Here is a 17,859-nt window from a genome sequence, read left to right on the forward strand (position 1 = left end):
TAATTAATTCCTATTATACCAGAAATATTCTACTAAATTTCCAAATGGATCCCGAAAATAAAATGCTCTTCCATCGGATCGATCATACGGAGCTCGAATAATTTCAATGGAAAATTTTTTCAAATGCTCATAAAATAAATCTACTTTTTCTGCAGATTGTGCTTGAAAACCATAATGGTCTAATACTTGTTTTTCTAAAGCACCCGCTTGACGTGATTTATCTACAGCATCTTTTTCAAGTTTAGCTACAAGAATTGAAGTCGAAAATGGAATCATTATTTGAGTATCTCGAAACATAAAGTAAGGCGTTTGCAGAACCTCACCAAAAAACCATTTTCCTTTTTCGAGATCGTCAATGACAATAGCTAAGTGACCAATGTTCTCAATCCAGGGATTCATGTCTCATTCCAGCGATGATTTTGAATTATTGAATTGACAACTCCTAAAAATCTGGAGTTATCATCACTTATTGGACTTTTAGCTAAATTTAAAATAATGTCTTTCGCTTTTCTATTGCTTCTAGCTTGTTCTTCTAGACACTCCAGAGCTGCCATTCTTAAATTGTCGTCCCTGCTAGATAAAAATTCCACAACTTTACCAACTATGATATCATTTGCTTCTTTTACATCTTTTAAAGCTAACAGAATTTCTTCATTTCTTTCAATTGTAGCTTCATCAAATTCGGCTATATTTGTTGATAAATTACTCAATAATAAATTGATAAATTCTGATTCAGCATATAATTTTTCAGCAATTTTTATTGGCCAAGATATTTTTCGTTCTTTAGCTAATACATTTTCAATAAAAACCTTAGCTTGATCACCATAAGCAACAATCAATTTCATACATTGTTCTTTTTCTTTGGTATCTTGCAAACCAGAATCAACTGAAATTTCAAATCGCTTTAGTAATTGAGGCACAGCTTGTTCAGCTGTAAGACCTTCCAAAGCTTCTATTGCTTCTAGTCTTTGTTCTTTAGTAGTTAATATTTTTTTTAATACATCTCCGTATTTATCATAAGACTTACTTGAAGAAGAAAATAATTTACTAAATAAACCCACGTTTAACCCCTTTTACCTATAAAACTTAGCAGAATATATCACCATGAAGAGGCCTACAACGCAAAAAAGAATCCCTAAGATTACTCCAATTTCCATTGCTATAAAAGAATATTGAGATGCGTGATGGATTTTGACTTCTTGATTTATCATGGTTCTTTCCTCAAAACACCAAAAAATGGCACAGTAATTTCTTTGTAATCGGGATCATTTGTTTTTACAACAAAAAAACCAGAAACATTCACACCAGGTGGAACAGAAGAATCGCTACTAACACTTGTCATTTTTTTTGGGAAGCTAAGTTTAAATTTGACAATATACGATGAAACTATTCCTTCAGATGTTGCCTGACTATGCAGCGATTTATCTTTACGTACATCAAATAGATCAGTTTCTTTGATATTTTTTAATTCAGGTAGCTTTTTTAAATCAACTTTGACTCCAGTAATAGCAAAATTTTTATCTGTTGATTTAAAACTGATAACTCTCTCAGAAGGTTTTTGACTATTAACTACGCCAAACTCAACATACTTTGCTGACATTTGCACATGCCCAATAGATTCACCAATAATAGGAATTTCAAAATTTTTATAGAAAGTTGAATTATTCCAAATTTTTAATTTGGCATTAATCGTTCCAATGGGAATATTTTTTTCATCAAACTCTAATATTATTTGCGGCGGTTGCCCTGTTACTGTAGGCACTAATTTAGTTTTTATATAGGGAACAGAGGATTCAACTGCAATAATTCTTAATATATCAGAATTAGAGAGAATACTATCCTTGTTAGATTCTGCTATTTTTGAATTTGTAATTTCCTTTAATAGATAATCTTTCACTTCACTTTTATTTGATGATTTTGCACGTCCTAAAAGATTTACTGTTATTGTATAATTTTTTTTATTTTCTCCAGTAATTTTTCCAACGTATAATAAAGCAGGATTAGAAGTAATTTCTTGAAGGACATTTGCAGTTAAAGTTAAAGTAACAGTTGGTGACGATGAGCCCATATTCGTTTCTAAAGTAATTGTCCTAATTATACTACCTGAAAAGTCTTGCGAATTGAATTCAACATTAACTACTCCACTTTCATTTGGTTTAAATACATTTTTTAGAGTTTTACCATCATCTGCATAAATCTTTGTATTAATACATCCGCATGCTGCATGAATATTACTAAAAACTAGGACTCCATTCCCAGTATTTTGAAATTTAAACAAGTGAGTCATTCTCTGCCCGCGATAAATTTCACCAAAATCGTAACGAGTATAATCAAACTCAACTCTTGGGATTTGACCTTGTAAATTGATTTCAGATGGGTTTTGTGCATAACTTAATATGGAGTGAAAAAAAGTGAGTGATAAAAAGAAAAAAACTACTATAAGTCGCAAATGGCTCATATTGAGATCTCCAATGCCCCATGTTATCATCAATGCCGCAGTTGGTATAAACTTTTTTTCTGTTTAAGTCCAAATCTTATAGGTCATAATAAGTCCATGATTAACTTTAAATCAAGTTTTCTTAAGTATCTTAGTGTTATTTTAAGTGGTATCTTAGTTTCAATGGGGTTTCCAGGACTTCATTTTCCAACTATAGGTCTTGGAATTATCTTGCCTTTTTCTCTTATCCCACTTTTTATAGTGATAGAAAATTTATCAAGAACTAAGCATGTTTCTTCCCACTTAAAACAACATTTAATAGCGTGCTCACCTTTTCAAAGATCTTTGAAAGCTTTTTTATGCTTTTGGTTATTTGGATTTGTATTACAACTTTGCGCCTTTTTTTGGATATCTAAGCCAATTATTTTCTTCAGTTCTTTTAAAGCTACAACAGCTTATCCCTTATATATAGGGATAAGTTTTTTTACCGCTTTGTACTTTCCCTTTATTTTCTCTCCATTAATCTTTAAAACTTGGATTTCAACACGTCATCCAACAAAAAAACTTCCAACTATTGCAATTGCTATGATGATTGTTCTGTTAGAAATAATGGCTCCCCGTTTCTTTAACTGGACTTTTGGAAGCTTAATGCATTCAGAAATATATGTTAGCCAATTAGCTAATTTATTTGGTTTTAATGCAGTTTCATTTTTTATTTTATTTACAAGCTTATCTCTTGCTAACGCCTTTTCAAATATTGTAAAAAATAAAAACCTTCTCATCTCTGCTATTGTTGTAAATTCAATTCTTTGGGGGCTAGTCTATTGTTACGGTTTTTATAGAATTTACGATGCTGAACACACAGAAGAAAAACCTAAAACTTCTAGAATTGCTTTTGTTCAGCCAAATTTTACTTTTAATTCAATAGCATCATTACCATTACCTGCAAATGATGCACAAAAACAAAATATTACTAGACTTCTTGAAATGACTGAAGAAGCCATTCAAAAAGCAATTCAAGCTGATGGAAAAAAACCCGATTTAATTGTTTGGCCTGAAAGTGCCACCCAAAGTTTTTATTTACTTGATCAAAGAGAAATAAATCTTACAAAACAATTCACTGCAAAAAATCAAATTCCAATCTTAGTTCAAGCTACCAAGTGGGATGTAGAAAATATAAAAGAAGTAGGAATTGAAAAAGCCCCAGTTTGGTCAGCTTCTTTTTTGATCCGACCCGATGGTTCTAAAAGCAAAGATTTTGAAAAATGGGTGCCAATGCCGTTTGGTGAAAGTTTTCCTTTTGAAGATTATTTTCCAGCATTAGGAGATCAATATCGAAAAATTTTTGAAAATGCCAGTAAACTTGAAATTGGTTCAAGCTTTGATGGGTTAGCATACAATGAAAATGAATTTGTCGCGCCTTTAATTTGTTTTGATTCTATCAACCAACAACTGCCAAGGTTACAAGCAAGTAAAGGAAAGGCAAGCCTGTTTGTCAACCAAGCAAATTTTGTTTGGATGGTTGATAGCAATGCTGGATTAGAATTCAGTATTTTGAATAAATTTAGGAGCATAGAAAACTCAAGAAGTTTAGTAATGGTATCAAATACGGGACCTACTTTAGCTTTTGATCAATTTGGCAGAGAAATTATAAAGCCAACAAAATTATTAACACAAGCAACTGGATTTGTAGATGTTCCTTTATCAAAAGAAGTAACAGTATTTTCTTTATTAGGTAACTGGCCCTTAATTATATTAGGCATTATTTCTACTATTTGGTTTCTTTTTTCAATGAAAAATAATTCTAATGATTATCGAAGATAAAATAGAAAAAAATGAATCTTTGCTTCTAGCAGAAAAATTGCGACCTACTAAAAACTCTATCCATTTATTGGTGGGATCTGCAAAAAAAATATGGGATAGAGACTTAGCACAATGGAGAATGAATCATAAATTTCACTTAATATTATGGGGGCCGCCAGGATCTGGCAAAACAACATTAGCTAGACTCCTTGGAGAAAACTGTAACCTTCCTTTTATTATGCTCTCGGGTGTGAGAGATGGAGTAAAAGAAATTCGCACTGCTATTCAAAATTGTTCAACTCCGCCTATTTTATTTATTGATGAAATTCATAGATTATCTAGAACACAACAAGATGCTTTGTTACCTATTTTAGAATATTCAGAAGCTTGGCTTATTGGAGCAACTACAGAATCTCCTACAACTGAATTAAGCGCTCCTTTTTTAAGTAGAGTAAGATGTATTTATAATGGACCACTCCAAGAAGAGGATATCCTTCATGCTTTAGAGCAAGGGTTAAATTATTTAACAATAAATAAACCAAATATTTTTCAAAATAAAGAAACAAATTATATTGATTACTTAAAAAACGTTTGCTTTGAAAAAATTGCGAAAATGAGTGGTGGAGACTTAAGATTTTCCTTAAACTTACTAGAAAATATTTGTTACTGTAATTCTCTTGAAGAAGAAACCGAAGTTTTTGCTAATACTTTAAAATCATTTACAGCAAAAAATCATTATGACTATATCAGTGCAATGATTAAAAGTATGCGCGGCAGCGATCCAGATGCTGCTTTGTTTTATGCGATAACCTCTTTAGATAAAGGTGAAGATCCTTTATTTATAGCTAGAAGGTGTATTATTTTTGCTAGTGAAGATGTAAGTAATGCCGATCCTCAAGCCTTAACTTTAGCTTTAAGTGCATATAAAGCCATTGAGGCTGTAGGAATGCCTGAAGGCAGAATACCACTTGCACAATGTGTTACTTATTTAGCTAGTACCTTTAAAAGTAACAGAGCCTATAAAGCTATTGAAACAGTAAGAAATTGGCGCCAAAAAGCAGAAGAAAATGGAATGTCAATTCAACCACCTGTTGAATTGACTCTAAAAGGTAAAAGTAAATATAAATATCCTCATGATTTTGAAAATTCTTTTGTTTCTTTTAATTATCTACCAGATTCTATTGTAGAGTTAAAAAGAACAGAAAAAAAACCAGCCTATCTTCCAACTGATAATGGGGTAGAAAGTCGCTTAAAAAGTAGATTGTCAGAGCTTTGGAAGAAAAAATAATTAGGCAGCAGAATCATTTTTATTATTGTTACTATTAATAGTATTTTCTTCTTTATTTTTTTACATTATTCTTAATTATCAATTTGGAATTAAAAATTTTAAAGAAAAACCAATAAAGATAGATTATATGTTGTATTATTAATGTTTTGAAATGCCCTGTAAGCCCATTCTAAATTACTCCTTAAAGATTTATTTGATTTAAGGAGTAATTTAAAGCCGTATAGTCTTGTATAATTTTTTATGACATTATATTTTCAGAATAGGCTTTAATATTCAAAAAATTATTAAATAATATTTTAAGAAAAAATAATTTTTTTTTCATAGTATGTTCTCATCAAAATTTTCAACAACATTGTAAATTCTATTATTATCAAAGGTTCCATTATATACTATTTTTAAATGAGCTTTCTTAAAATATAAGTCACAAATTAAATCTTTATATGAAGTTTTTAATTCCATTGATCCTGAAAGGATTAATTCCTTATATATTAAAATAGATAAACCTGAAGAAAGGGTTTTTGTATTTCCTAAAATATTAGAAATAGCATCACTATCAAAATCAATAGAATATGAAATATTTTCAAAATTTAAATGATTTGTAAAAGTTATATTTTTTCTGCTTATATTTATCTCTCTTTCAACATTAGATAATATTTTTGTAATAAATTTATTACTTAGAAAATCAACTCTTGAAATAAATTTAATACTTGAACTCTCATTTTCTCTTACAAATTGAATCATTTTTAAATTAGCAAAATCTCTTATCTTATTACAATTATCTTGAGTTGGAGAAAACAAGGAGTCTGAAATTATTTTCATCTGTCCAGTATATATTGCTGGAAATGATTTTATTTCAACAATTGCTGTGTTTTTTTTCCTTTTAACAACAACATCAATTTTCTGATCTGAACCCTCCGCTGGAATTTGGATATTGGTTACTAACTCATCTCCTGGTATCTGCGTTTCTTGATTACCTACATCAACAATATTACCTATACCATCTATTTTATTGTTATTGTCTGGCTTATCTTTTGAAGAATCATTACGACTATTTTCAATTCCACAGGATGTAATCAATATAAATGAAATAAAAAATATTAATACATTAAATATTTTCATAGTAAATTGTATCTCCTATATTTTGTGTAAAAGTTTTGCAACAACAAGTTCTAAAGACCTATACTTCATTTTATTTATGTACCCTTTACAATATTTATTTGCTGATAAAAGTTATTTGATTTGTCCTATCTATTATTTGATATCCACTAACGCTGTCTTTAGACCACACGTTGGTTTTCTTTTGAAATTCAGAAGCGGCATTTGAGCCACCAAAAAGTGATCCGATAGTTCCCAGAACAAAGGATCCCACTTGGCAATAGAAATGATTACATAAATTTAGTCTATTAGACGCATACATTATTCCAGAAACCGGCGGTGGCATTAAACCTGGAGGAGTGGATCCAGCATTTATCATTGCAAATTGTCTCAGAGCCCTATCTACTAGTAATGTTTTTTCATCTATTTCAATTTCTTTTTGTTCTTGAGGTGTATAACCAAATTCTGCAGCATTTCCATCAAACTTGATCCTAAACCAATCTTCAGATTTATTATCTTCAATTATGGAATGCACGGATGCAGTAGAAAACCACCCCCTTGAAGATGAAGCCTTTTCAATTCTAGAAAACATATTGAAAAGATTATAGGTAGCTGTAAACGAACGATGCGCTTTCAATTGAAAAGTATAGTTTGCTCTTAAAATCAAATTGTCAGATATGTCGTTAATGTCTTTGCCAGGAATTGGTTTATTTACATCATCAAAATATTTGCATGCACCAAGCAAATTTAACCTGACTATCCCAGAACTACTACCAAATACCGTTTTTTCGCTGGATACTTCTTCTGTAAGCGAAGGTGGTGGTAAAGTAGTATCAAAGTTTTTAACATTTTGAAATTTCATCCCAGGTATAGTGGCATCTATTATCGCTCTATAAGTTGACTCAGCTTCTCCGGTAGCATCTTTTGTTGAGGCATAAACTACAGCATCTTTAATTTGCATATTTTGCCAAGTAACATGATTTAATGAAGGATTTAATCTTATATACTGCTGAATAATATCTGAATTACTTGGATTAAATAATAATTGCGCTGTTAATCCTTCTAACATAGAATATCGTTCATAAGACCGTATGACAGATTGTGCTAAATCATCAACCAGCTTTTGTAATTCATTAAAGGTTTTAAATTTTCATTATATTTATTTTGTTCATACTCATATTCTTCTTTAGAAACAGAATATCTTTTTTTAGAAATATAATATTTATCCTCTACAGGATTAAATTCATTGTCTAAAAATTCACGATATTTTTTTCTTAAATCTTCAAGAATTAAAAGTGCATTTTTAGTTTCTTGTGAGTCAGGATCTTTCCTTTTTAATTTGTTGTAAATTAAGTAAGCTTGATCAATTTCTTCTCCTATTTTTTGCTCTTTAACTTTCAATGAATCAAATTGTTCTTTAATAGCATTAAAAGTTGATTCATTTTTTTTCATTTCGAAATATAATTGATCTACTTCTTTTTTAAAAGGTTCATAGTCTTTTATCATCTTAGTAATAGTTTTAGTAATTTCTAATCTATTACTTTCACTTTCTTTTACTGATTCAGAAACCAAATTTAATGTTTTACAAAACCCCAAATTCATATTTTGCTGAACTGCTGTTACGCTAACTTTACCAACTTCTGGAGGAAGAACATAAGCATTGGAACATTCTTCATCAAATGCAATTCCCATAGAGTTTTTAGGATGATTTATATTGCCAACATAACATTTATTATTAACTGTCGGGGTTCCACTAAAAGCACTGGTAATAAAAAATAGAGAAGGCAAAGTAATCAAAGAATGAAACTTAATTCTCATATAATTCCTCCAAAAAAAAAAATAAATCTAAATCTTGTCTCTAAAGTTTCAATTAGGTAACAAAGTAAAAAATACTTGTCAATACAGTTTCTATTTCCTAAAAAATTGATAAAAAATTTATGTATTTAATATTTTTTAGATATTAAATTTATCTTTATTCATATGAATTACATAAAAAATACTAGAATTATTTTCCAAATTTTTTAAAAAAGTAAATAATAAATTAATTATTATTTACTTTTTTAATGCAATAATATTTATGAAATAGAATTATTTTTTAATCAAATAAAATTTTTAATTTAAAAGATAATTTTTTTAGATAACAGTCTATGATTATAATTTTTAATAGAATAAAATTATCTGATTATAAAAAATAGTTAAATATTAATATAATTAGGCAGCAGAATCATTTTTATTATTGTTACTATTAATAGTATTTTCTTCTTTATTTGTTGCTTTCCCTCTTGGAACATAACTTACAGTATCAATGTAACTAAGAATTAAACGGACAAAATGTCTTCTTGCCCGAACTACACTTTTTGTTTTTGAAATATCAAAATTAAAAAGAGGTTCTCGAGTTAAGCGTGAATATACTATCATATGTAAATAATCTTCTTTTAAATTAGGATCATATTCTATCACAACATGCCCCATTTGCTCCCAACTATATTCAATTTTTTTCATTCCATAAAATACTTGAATTCCAGCAAGTCCAACTAAAATCTTTTTAATTCCATGCATATTGATTAAAAGTAACATAAACCAAGGAATAACAACTAAAGTAAAAAATGAAAATAACAAACCTGGAGGAATGGAAGATTTTGAATGTTCAAAAAAAGTTGGACTTGTTATCAAAAATAAAAAACATCCCATTAAGCCTATTAACGAGATGAGCATTTGCAAAGGTGAAAATTGAAAGTACCATCTCCCCTCTGGAGTCAATCTGCTATAAATTAGTGACTCTCTATCCTCATCTATTCTTTTATCTAGTTCGGCATAAGGCTCTTCTTCCGAAGAAGACAACTTGCCCAAAGTATGCAAAAGAGATAAAGATTCATCGAATCTTCCCCAAGCATCTAGGATAAAAGCTTTCATTCTTATCGCTTCAGTGTTTCTAGGTGATAGAGAAAGCAAATTCTCTAGAACTTCCATCGCCCCTGCTGAATCGCCCTCTTCTATTAGTAATTTAGCATCTTTCAAATGTTTCATAATCAAGACAATCGTCTTAAAAAGGAAAAAACTTAAAAAGAGTCAAAAAAAAAGTAAGGGCATTTCCCTTACTTTTTAAATTATACACATTCACTAAAGAATTTAGTTTTGCGCAACAACCCAAATATTGAATTGAGCAGAAACCTCTGGATGAAGTTTAACTACACCTTTATAAACACCAACAAGTTTGATTTCATCAAGGATAGAAATCATACGGCGGTCAATTTCATGTCCAGCTGCACGGAAAGCATCAGCTAGTTCTTGTGTAGTAACTGTACCGAAAATTTTATCTTCTTCACCTACTGGTTTTTGGATGGTTAAAGAAAGAGCACTAATAGTAGCTGCAAGTTCTTTAGCACTAGTAAGATCTTTTTGTTTTTTAGCATCAGCTTGTCTACGTTGATGATCTAATAGTTTTTTATTTCTTTCATCAGCTAAAACAGCTAATTCACGAGGAAAAAGATAGTTTCTAGCATAGCCAGCTTTTACCTTAACAAGGTCCCCGATATGACCTAAATTTGGTACATTTGCTTGTAAAAGTACGAGCATAATTTATATCCTTCTTTCATAATATCAATAAAAAGTTGATGTGAATAACGCAAATTAGCTTTGTTTCTTGCTAATTCCACGCCAATCATACACATAATCAAGTAAGCCAATGACTCCAAAAAAGCCAATAATTTCATATGTTCCAATGAATTTATTCACTAATAGCAGAGCAAAAATAAGCACTATCGGAAATAGAGCTATAGTCGTTAGTCTTTTATACAGAGTAAACATTCCTTGTAAAGCAACAATTGTAAGCAGAATAAAAGAAAATAAACTAATTCCCGCTATTAATGGTGCATAAGAAGAATGTTCAAGAACTTTAAGCATAGTTTCAAAATTAGTAAAGCTTAATCCAATGGAAGCCAATCCAGCAATAGATGCAATAACTAATGGAAAAGGGAGAGTGAACTCTCTTAAATTCCAAGAACTTTGGCCTTGGAATCGAAAAGCATAACCCTGCCAAAACATAGAATTTTTAGGTTTTAAAGGCTTCCAGAAATAAGCTAAAATACTAGAATCTTTTTTATCGCTGTCTTCTGAATTAAGTAATTTATGCTTCTCTATCATGATTGGTGTACTTGTTCGGCCTGTATTAACCATCGGCATTGCCAGCAGACTGTTGACTAGCTGGGATGTAAAAGATGAAGAGTTTCTTAATATATAATTAACTATAGATCTTAAACGCTCAATTTGTTCAAAGCCAAAATCGACAAAGACAACATTTGCAAATGAAATAAGTAAGCATAATAATAAAAATATAGATCCTGACCCAAATACAAAAAATAGAATTCGTTGCCATGAACTATAGTTCAGAAAATCAGTAACATACTTAATAAGGCCAGGATTTCCCTTTTCGAAATTTTCATAAAAGGCTTTAACATCCGGACTTTTAGGATTACTAGCTTTGTTAGTTTTTTCAGCGATGTTGGTATCAGGATTATTAATCTTTTCAGAAGCACTGAAGTTTTGCATGGATTTATCTTGGCTTGAAGCTGATTTTTCCTGCTGAACTAATCCAATATTTTCACCCATCTGTTGAGCAAACTCTTTTTTGTCAGCTACAAAAATAGCTGTATAAAACAGAAAAAGAGTGGGTAAAAACATAATAACAGCGGCAAATAACCAATGCTTATTTTTCTCCCTGATCATAACAGCAGACATAAAAAACGGAATAGCCAATAGAACAAGAATTCCAGTAGCCAAAATAGTAGGAGCAAAGGCGCTTCCTATCAGGATTAAAACTAAAGCTACCGCTATCATTAGCAAAACAGCTTTTCTTTTTCCAAGAATTGCAGAAATTTGTGCAACATTAAAAACCGCAAGAGGAATAATTTGAGTTATGAAACTTACAGCAATGAAAAATCCTGAAAACAGCAACGTAGGAGTAAATTTTTTGGACGAATTTACTTCTTTATTATGGCTATTTTGGTTTTGTGACTCATTTTTATTTGGTTTCAAAATAAATCCTCTTTTTGCAACCTTAAATAAATTCAGTAAATACAAGAAATTAGTCTTCTTGTCCTCTACGTGCACCCAAGGATTCAGCTTCTGCTTTTTCACGCGCGGCTTCTGCTGCACGTTGAGCAGCAGCTTCTGCTTGTTTTTGTAGTTCTAGACGACGTGCTTCAACATTTACGCTATCAGCAAGTTTTATTACCATAGAACGTAGAACATTTTCTTCTAATTTAAGAATACGCTCTAGTTCATGAATATTTGCTTGATTTGTAGCAACATCATAAACGAAGTAGTTACCACGTGTTTGTTTATTTATTGGATAAGCGAGACGACGAACGCCCCAAGTCTCTTTTTTGACTACTTGTCCACCATCTGTTCCAATGATAGTCTCCCATTTAGAGACCATTTTGGATAGTTCAGCTTCAGGTAAGTCAGCCTTTGCAATAATCATTGCTTCGTATTCACGCATAGAATTCTCCTTATGGATCGTGCAACTTAAACTTGAGCCCCAAATATGAGGAGCAAGGAGTTTGGTCGAAGTATTTCCCCTAACTTTATTTCACAATTTTTTCAAGTCTAATTTAATAAAGGCTGTTTCTTTTAAGGTTTTCCTCTTAGTTTTCATCCTTCTCCCTCTAAAAGGCTATGCTGACAGAAGAGTTATTACTCTATTTCCCCATGATGATTTACAACTCATTGATAATAATGAAAATTATAAACTTATTCGCATTGGTGTTACTGAAAGTCTTTTGAACCTCAGTTTTATTCCCTGTCTATTCGAGTTTAATCAAATTCCTCTTCTCTATTCAGTTTTACAAGTAGGACTAAGCTGTTCTACCAAAATTGCTCAAGCAAACATTCTTTCAGTTAGCGTACATCCCGAGACAAATTATAGTAAGGAAGTAAATAAAAAGGGCGTCGCTCTCGGTATAGGTTTAGCTTATAATTACTATTTAAATACAGAAAATAATGATTGGCTCTTTTTCTTTAAATTTAATTATAAATTTTGGGATAATGAATTAACTGATTCTTCATATCAATTATCAACTAAACAATTGTATCAAATTTGGGGCAGTGTTTTTGATTCAAATTATAAAATAGGATTGATTCACAATTACTATGATAGCGACACACCTTTGCAGACAAATCTTTCTCTGGAATTTTACTATCTTCAAAGTTTTCCTTTAGAATGGAGACAAATAGGTGGAGCTAGAAATACAGCATCAGTCGAGTACAAAGCTTTAGGCTTTTCAGTAAGAAAAGAATTTATTTCTCATTTTATACTTGGAGTAGGAATTGCCTACTGGAATTTGACTTTTGATGGCATTAGGATATCAGGCCCTCTTCCCGATGCATACCTTGGAATAGATTTTTAAATTCATAATTTGGAAAAAAAATGAATAGTTTTAAATTGGGAATTCTAATTATATCATTGTATTTTATTGTTGCTTGCCAGATTGAAATCAATAAACCTCCTTTTAATGCTTCTAATAATGAAAACAGTCTTTTTTTTCCAGCAGACTCAAGTGGAGGAATGGGATCTCTTTCCTCCAATTTGCAAGTTGGCATGAGCGCAAAATCAATTTACCCAAACTTTCCAGTAAGCTTATCAGGATTTGGCTCACCACTACGTAGATTAATTCCTCCTGATTTAATTAATATTGGGGATAGCTCAACTTTTTGTAAACCTTTTCAAAATATTGATCATTCACCGAGAATAAAAGTAATTCTTTTCAAAGGAAAAAATAACTCCCAAGATATGTATTACTTACTTATTAACTTAGATATAATTGCTATTCCAAGTGATTTTAATTTAAAAATGATAAAAGAACTACAAAATAATTTTCCTAGTTTAAATTTAAGTCATGCAAATGTTCAATTTATTGCTACACATACCCATTCTGGTCCTGCAGGATTAACAGAAAATCCTTTTTGGGCTGCGGCTGTTTGTGATAGATTTAATCCAAAGATCTACGAACTTGTAAGAGCACAAATTTTTTCTGGATTAAATGATGCAATAAGTAATTTAGGAACAATCCAGTCTTATGATAATGCAAATTATACTGCATCCGGATACAACTTTACTAGATTTGCAGGAATGGAGGTTGATAGATCTACATATTATTTAAATTTAAAAGACGTAAGTTCAAATTCGCTTGCTTGTTTCAAAGTATTTAGTGGTCATCCTACTTGGTATGGAGCTGCGGAGTTAACATTAAGTGGTGACTTTGCTGGATATTTAGAAGAATCTCTTCAAAATTTAACACACTCTACAAATTGTGCTTTTTTTAATTCTGTAGTAGGAAATGCATCAATAAATGCCATAGATAATATAACTGATAGAAAAACATTTGCAAACACGTTTGTTAACGAAACTATCGCAAATATATCAAATAATTCCAATTTATTGAGTTTAAATTATGGAACTTTATTTATTACTTTACCTGGATTTCAAATTAACTTTACTGGTTGTGGTATAAGTTTTGGAATAATACCAGAAAAATATTTTTCGGATATTATTTCTATAAAATCTACTGATATAACAAATAATATTACAAAAATTTCTTGGTTTTCACTAGGATCAACTTATTTCTTTTTATTTCCGGGAGAACCTCTCTTTGATACAAAACAGCTTCTTCAATCAATGCTAGCTACTTACTTTCCAACTATTTCATCAATTGTAGTATTATCAACTGCTAATGATTATGTTGGTTATCTAATGACTAGTAGCAATTATTTAGTTAAAAACATGGATACTTGTTCAACTATTCATGGCCCAAATACCTCTGCAAGTATAATAGACGGATTTAAAAACTCTTTAAATCAATTTGGCCTATAAATTATTTTTTAAAGAACTTTGAAATTTTTCTTTTTAATATCTTAATAATTTAGAATATCTCCAAAAAAATTTTTGATCAATATTTTTTTCTCATTAACAAAAAATCATGCCTAACTTTGGAATTCTTTTTATAGGAAAAAACATATTTTTATATAAAAATTATCCAACATGCTAAAAATTTTATGTAAATTATTTTTTTTTAAAAAATTTGCAAACTATAAAAAAATATATTATTTATTTGCTTTATTTAAAATAATTTGTTACGAAGGTTTTATAGTTATATAAATTAAAATATCTTTAATATAAACTTTATTAATTTTAAATATTAATAAAAAGGAGTATTGCAATGAAAAGAGAAATCGTTGCTCCTAAAATCTTATTACCTTATTACTATTCTTGGAAAATAAATGAAAATAATACAAATTATAACGTGTGTTTTTCATATAGCTTACCAATGAATATATCAATTGAAAAATTAAAATCATGTATTTTAAAGCTTGTAGAGTATAGACCAGCCTTGAGAGCAAATTTTGGATTCAAAAATAATGAAGTAAAATACTACGTCCATGATATTTTAGCTCCAATATTCTATGAATTAAGCGCAAAATGCGAGGATGATTTTAAAAATTTATTGAACAAAGTAAAAAATATAAATCATGATTTACATAATGAATCATTAATCAAAGTAGGGTTCATCAGAAAAATTTATAGTTTAGATACTGAAATTATATTTAACATTCATCATTCAATAATTGATGGAACTTCACTAGACAAATTTATTTTAGATCTAAGCTCTTTATACAATGAAGGTAGTATTCTAGAAGAAAGTACTGAATCACATTTAAATTCTTTTTTAATTCTAAATAAAAATGAACAAAATTTAAATGAGAACAATATTAAATTATATGCTAATTTATTAAGTGAAATTTCTTTAAAAAATGAAAAAATATCTATAAAAAACAATGAAATTATAAACACTTCCAAATTTGCATTAGATCATTCAGAATTAAAAAAATTAAAAGCATTTACAGAAAAATATAATATTAGTTTGTTTAATTTTCTTTTAGTATGCTGGTGTATTTTTGAAACAAAACTATTAAATAAAGAATTTTGCATCACTAATTACCCAGTTAATATAAGAAATAACAAAGAAGTTTCAGGTTGTATGTTAAATAATATCTACTTTCCTTTTATCTATAAGAAAAATTCCAATATAGAAGAAGTTCTGAAAGGTTTAAAAAAACAACTGCCTTTTCTTAAAAAGCTTCACCATATTAGTCCAGTAGATCTTTTCGATAAAAATGATAGCAAACTAAGTCATTTCGCCTATTCAGGATTTGCTAAACTAAGAGATTTGCAATTACAAAATTTTCATATTGCAGGAAACGCTTTTCCCCAAATGGCTAACTCAAGTTTAGGTATGCGCTATGTGGAAACAGAACAATCTTTACATTTATTATCTGAATGTTATGAAAGCATTCTTCCACAAAATATAGCCTGTGAACTCAGCAAAAGATTTGCCAATTTTGTAGGAAAATTAGTTGACAATTCTACAAGCAACTTTCAAAAAATTGATATACTTTTTGAAAACGAAAGAGCAACTCTTTTAAAAAAAAATGTTTCCAAACCGAACAAAGATCCTGGGAATTCAATTGTTTCTCTCTTTAGAAAGATATCTGAAAAATTTCCAGAAAAATACGCTGCGGTTGAAGGCGATAATAAAATAACATATAAAAATTTAAATGAAAAATCAGATAAATTAGCTAAGTTTCTCAGCGCAAAAACCTCTAGTGAGAACATAATTGGCATTTTAATTGATAATAAAATAGAAATGTTAATTGGTATTCTGGGAGTATTAAAATCAGGAAATTCTTACCTACCTTTATCCCCAGATACTCCTCGCGAAAGAATTGAGTATATTTTAAAAGACAGTAATGTAACAACTGTTTTAAGCTTAAAAAAATATTCAAATTTAATATCTTCAGCAAGGCAATTTTATGATTTGGAAGATGAAATTTTATATTCACTAACTGAAAAATTCTCCGCACAATATCAAAAATCTCCTTCCGATTTATCAGCTTATGTTATTTATACCTCTGGCTCTACAGGTCATCCCAAAGGTGTCCTAGTCAATCAGCATAGTGTCATTAACTTAATAGAAAATTGTAAAAATTTATTTAATATTAGTGAAAATGATAATATTTCTAAGTATTCTTCTTTTAGTTTTGATGCCTCAGTAATTGAAATCTTTGTCTCTATACTAAATGGTTGTACGTTATATTTTGTTCCAGAAAAAATGCGCTACAATATTAATCTACTAAATGATTTTTTTCATACCAATAATATCACTTTTACATTTTTAACCACTAAAATTGCAGAAGTTTTTATGGAATTAGAAAATTTTTCTTTAAAAACTTTACTTACTGGAGGAGAAAAATTAAAAGCATTTAAAAAAAATAACTACAATTTAGTAAATGCATATGGTCCTACTGAAACAACTGTATTTGTTACTTCATATAATGTTCAACAGTATGACGAAAATATACCAATAGGAAAAGCAATAGAGAATGTTGATGTTTACATTTTAGATAAAGAATTAAATCCATGCTTGTATGGAATGCGGGGAGAGATTTATATTGGTGGAGAAGCACTAGCTATTGGATATATTAATAATGATGCGCTTACGAAAGAAAACTTTATAATCAATCCTTTTTGTCAAGAGAAAGAAGAAAAATATAACAGACTTTATAGAACAGGTGATATTGGGATAAAGTTATTTGATGATAGTATTTTAATTTCAGGAAGATTAGATTCACAGATAAAAATTTGTGGATATAGAATTGAATTATCAGAAATTGAAAAACAATTATTATCTTTTCCTGATATAATAAATGCAGCAGTAGTTGCCTATGATGATGCTAGTGGGTATAAATATTTATGTGCTTATATTGAAGGTAAAAGCAAGATTATAATTGAAGAATTGGAAGAATATTTAAATCTTCAATTACCTGAATATATGCTTCCTAAAAAAATAATTCAATTAGAAAAAATACCTTTAAATTATAATGGCAAAACTGACATAAAAGCTTTAAAAATGCCTAAGGACTTATTTACAATTAGCAAAGTGTATTTTCCACCTATAAATTCTTATGAGGAGAAAATAAGTACTTTTTTTAAAGAAATTCTTCAAATAGAAAGAGTAAACAGAACTGATGACTTTTTCTCACTCGGCGGAAATTCTATCAAGGCAATTCAACTTATTACAAGAATGCAGAAAAGCTTTAACATTGATATTTCTTCTATTTACAAGCTAAGATCAATCGATAAAATTGCGGAAAAAGTAAGGATAGATGAGGAGACTTAATA

At 29.6% G+C, this 17,859-nt stretch carries 15 protein-coding genes; 5 read left to right on the top strand and 10 right to left on the bottom strand.

Annotated elements, in window-relative coordinates:
• Window positions 1-3: 3 nt before the first annotated feature.
• The 3 genes from QEJ31_RS02190 to QEJ31_RS02200 all read right to left on the bottom strand — a co-directional run bounded on the left by QEJ31_RS02190 (window position 4) and on the right by QEJ31_RS02200 (window position 2,458).
• The gene (locus QEJ31_RS02190; protein ID WP_280592156.1) at window positions 4-399 is read right to left on the bottom strand and encodes a VOC family protein; all 396 of its coding nucleotides are present in this window, start codon (window positions 397-399) and stop codon (window positions 4-6) included.
• Window positions 396-1,061: a hypothetical protein gene (locus QEJ31_RS02195; RefSeq protein WP_280592157.1), complete on the bottom strand. Its 666-nt coding sequence runs from the start codon at window positions 1,059-1,061 to the stop codon at window positions 396-398. Before QEJ31_RS02195 ends, QEJ31_RS02190 begins: the two co-directional genes overlap by 4 nt.
• Window positions 1,062-1,207: 146 nt before the next feature.
• Window positions 1,208-2,458: a DUF1573 domain-containing protein gene (locus QEJ31_RS02200; protein WP_280592158.1), complete on the bottom strand. Its 1,251-nt coding sequence runs from the start codon at window positions 2,456-2,458 to the stop codon at window positions 1,208-1,210.
• A gap of 96 nt (window positions 2,459-2,554) precedes the next feature.
• Here QEJ31_RS02200 and lnt point away from each other — a divergent pair, with 96 nt between their 5' ends.
• Both lnt and QEJ31_RS02210 read left to right on the top strand, forming a co-directional pair.
• On the top strand, window positions 2,555-4,261 hold the full coding sequence (lnt, locus tag QEJ31_RS02205) for an apolipoprotein N-acyltransferase (protein ID WP_280592159.1): 1,707 nt from the start codon (window positions 2,555-2,557) through the stop codon (window positions 4,259-4,261).
• Window positions 4,245-5,528, top strand: coding sequence for an AAA family ATPase (locus QEJ31_RS02210; protein WP_280592160.1), 1,284 nt, complete (start codon window positions 4,245-4,247; stop codon window positions 5,526-5,528). The genes lnt and QEJ31_RS02210 overlap by 17 nt, the downstream gene beginning before the upstream one ends.
• 318 nt (window positions 5,529-5,846) lie before the next feature.
• Here QEJ31_RS02210 and QEJ31_RS02215 read toward each other — a convergent pair whose 3' ends face one another.
• The 7 genes from QEJ31_RS02215 to rpsF form a co-directional block, all read right to left on the bottom strand.
• Window positions 5,847-6,647 (bottom strand): hypothetical protein, encoded by an 801-nt coding sequence (locus QEJ31_RS02215; protein WP_280592161.1) that lies wholly within the window; start codon window positions 6,645-6,647, stop codon window positions 5,847-5,849.
• Window positions 6,648-6,741: 94 nt separating this feature from the next.
• Window positions 6,742-7,692 (bottom strand): hypothetical protein, encoded by a 951-nt coding sequence (locus tag QEJ31_RS02220; protein ID WP_280592162.1) that lies wholly within the window; start codon window positions 7,690-7,692, stop codon window positions 6,742-6,744.
• Window positions 7,693-7,727: 35 nt separating this feature from the next.
• Window positions 7,728-8,441: a hypothetical protein gene (locus tag QEJ31_RS02225; protein ID WP_280592163.1), complete on the bottom strand. Its 714-nt coding sequence runs from the start codon at window positions 8,439-8,441 to the stop codon at window positions 7,728-7,730.
• Window positions 8,442-8,834: 393 nt separating this feature from the next.
• Window positions 8,835-9,650 carry a tetratricopeptide repeat protein gene (locus QEJ31_RS02230; RefSeq protein ID WP_280592164.1) on the bottom strand — a complete coding sequence of 272 codons (816 nt, stop codon included), beginning with the start codon at window positions 9,648-9,650 and terminating at the stop codon, window positions 8,835-8,837.
• Between the two features lie 102 nt (window positions 9,651-9,752).
• Entirely contained in the window at window positions 9,753-10,199 is a 447-nt protein-coding gene (gene rplI, locus QEJ31_RS02235) for a 50S ribosomal protein L9 (RefSeq protein ID WP_280592165.1), read from the bottom strand.
• 54 nt (window positions 10,200-10,253) lie between these two features.
• Complete coding sequence (locus tag QEJ31_RS02240; RefSeq protein WP_280592166.1) at window positions 10,254-11,657, bottom strand: hypothetical protein; 1,404 nt, start codon at window positions 11,655-11,657, stop codon at window positions 10,254-10,256.
• 49 nt (window positions 11,658-11,706) lie between these two features.
• Window positions 11,707-12,123: a 30S ribosomal protein S6 gene (gene rpsF / locus QEJ31_RS02245; protein ID WP_280592167.1), complete on the bottom strand. Its 417-nt coding sequence runs from the start codon at window positions 12,121-12,123 to the stop codon at window positions 11,707-11,709.
• Window positions 12,124-12,184: 61 nt separating this feature from the next.
• Between rpsF and QEJ31_RS02250 the strand changes: the two genes are divergently transcribed.
• The 3 genes from QEJ31_RS02250 to QEJ31_RS02260 all read left to right on the top strand — a co-directional run bounded on the left by QEJ31_RS02250 (window position 12,185) and on the right by QEJ31_RS02260 (window position 17,857).
• Complete coding sequence (locus tag QEJ31_RS02250; RefSeq protein WP_280592168.1) at window positions 12,185-13,030, top strand: hypothetical protein; 846 nt, start codon at window positions 12,185-12,187, stop codon at window positions 13,028-13,030.
• 20 nt (window positions 13,031-13,050) lie between these two features.
• Entirely contained in the window at window positions 13,051-14,493 is a 1,443-nt protein-coding gene (locus tag QEJ31_RS02255) for a neutral/alkaline non-lysosomal ceramidase N-terminal domain-containing protein (protein ID WP_280592169.1), read from the top strand.
• Window positions 14,494-14,839: 346 nt separating this feature from the next.
• Window positions 14,840-17,857, top strand: a complete 3,018-nt coding sequence (locus tag QEJ31_RS02260) for an amino acid adenylation domain-containing protein (protein ID WP_280592170.1) — start codon at window positions 14,840-14,842, stop codon at window positions 17,855-17,857.
• The last annotated feature ends 2 nt before the right edge of the window (window positions 17,858-17,859 follow it).

It is taken from the genome of Pigmentibacter sp. JX0631 (assembly GCF_029873255.1).
Classification (GTDB): domain Bacteria; phylum Bdellovibrionota_B; class Oligoflexia; order Silvanigrellales; family Silvanigrellaceae; genus Silvanigrella.

What these genes read in the sequence shown, in the direction of transcription:
- rplI (WP_280592165.1), bottom strand. Translation starts at nt 10,199, where the DNA reads ATGCTCGTACTTTTACAAGCAAATGTACCAAATTTAGGTCATATCGGG.
- rpsF (WP_280592167.1), bottom strand. Translation starts at nt 12,123, where the DNA reads ATGCGTGAATACGAAGCAATGATTATTGCAAAGGCTGACTTACCTGAA.
- QEJ31_RS02255 (WP_280592169.1), top strand. Translation starts at nt 13,051, where the DNA reads ATGAATAGTTTTAAATTGGGAATTCTAATTATATCATTGTATTTTATT.
- QEJ31_RS02230 (WP_280592164.1), bottom strand. Translation starts at nt 9,650, where the DNA reads ATGAAACATTTGAAAGATGCTAAATTACTAATAGAAGAGGGCGATTCA.
- QEJ31_RS02260 (WP_280592170.1), top strand. Translation starts at nt 14,840, where the DNA reads ATGAAAAGAGAAATCGTTGCTCCTAAAATCTTATTACCTTATTACTAT.
- QEJ31_RS02210 (WP_280592160.1), top strand. Translation starts at nt 4,245, where the DNA reads ATGATTATCGAAGATAAAATAGAAAAAAATGAATCTTTGCTTCTAGCA.
- QEJ31_RS02190 (WP_280592156.1), bottom strand. Translation starts at nt 399, where the DNA reads ATGAATCCCTGGATTGAGAACATTGGTCACTTAGCTATTGTCATTGAC.
- QEJ31_RS02220 (WP_280592162.1), bottom strand. Translation starts at nt 7,692, where the DNA reads ATGTTAGAAGGATTAACAGCGCAATTATTATTTAATCCAAGTAATTCA.
- QEJ31_RS02215 (WP_280592161.1), bottom strand. Translation starts at nt 6,647, where the DNA reads ATGAAAATATTTAATGTATTAATATTTTTTATTTCATTTATATTGATT.
- lnt (WP_280592159.1), top strand. Translation starts at nt 2,555, where the DNA reads ATGATTAACTTTAAATCAAGTTTTCTTAAGTATCTTAGTGTTATTTTA.
- QEJ31_RS02225 (WP_280592163.1), bottom strand. Translation starts at nt 8,441, where the DNA reads ATGAGAATTAAGTTTCATTCTTTGATTACTTTGCCTTCTCTATTTTTT.
- QEJ31_RS02200 (WP_280592158.1), bottom strand. Translation starts at nt 2,458, where the DNA reads ATGAGCCATTTGCGACTTATAGTAGTTTTTTTCTTTTTATCACTCACT.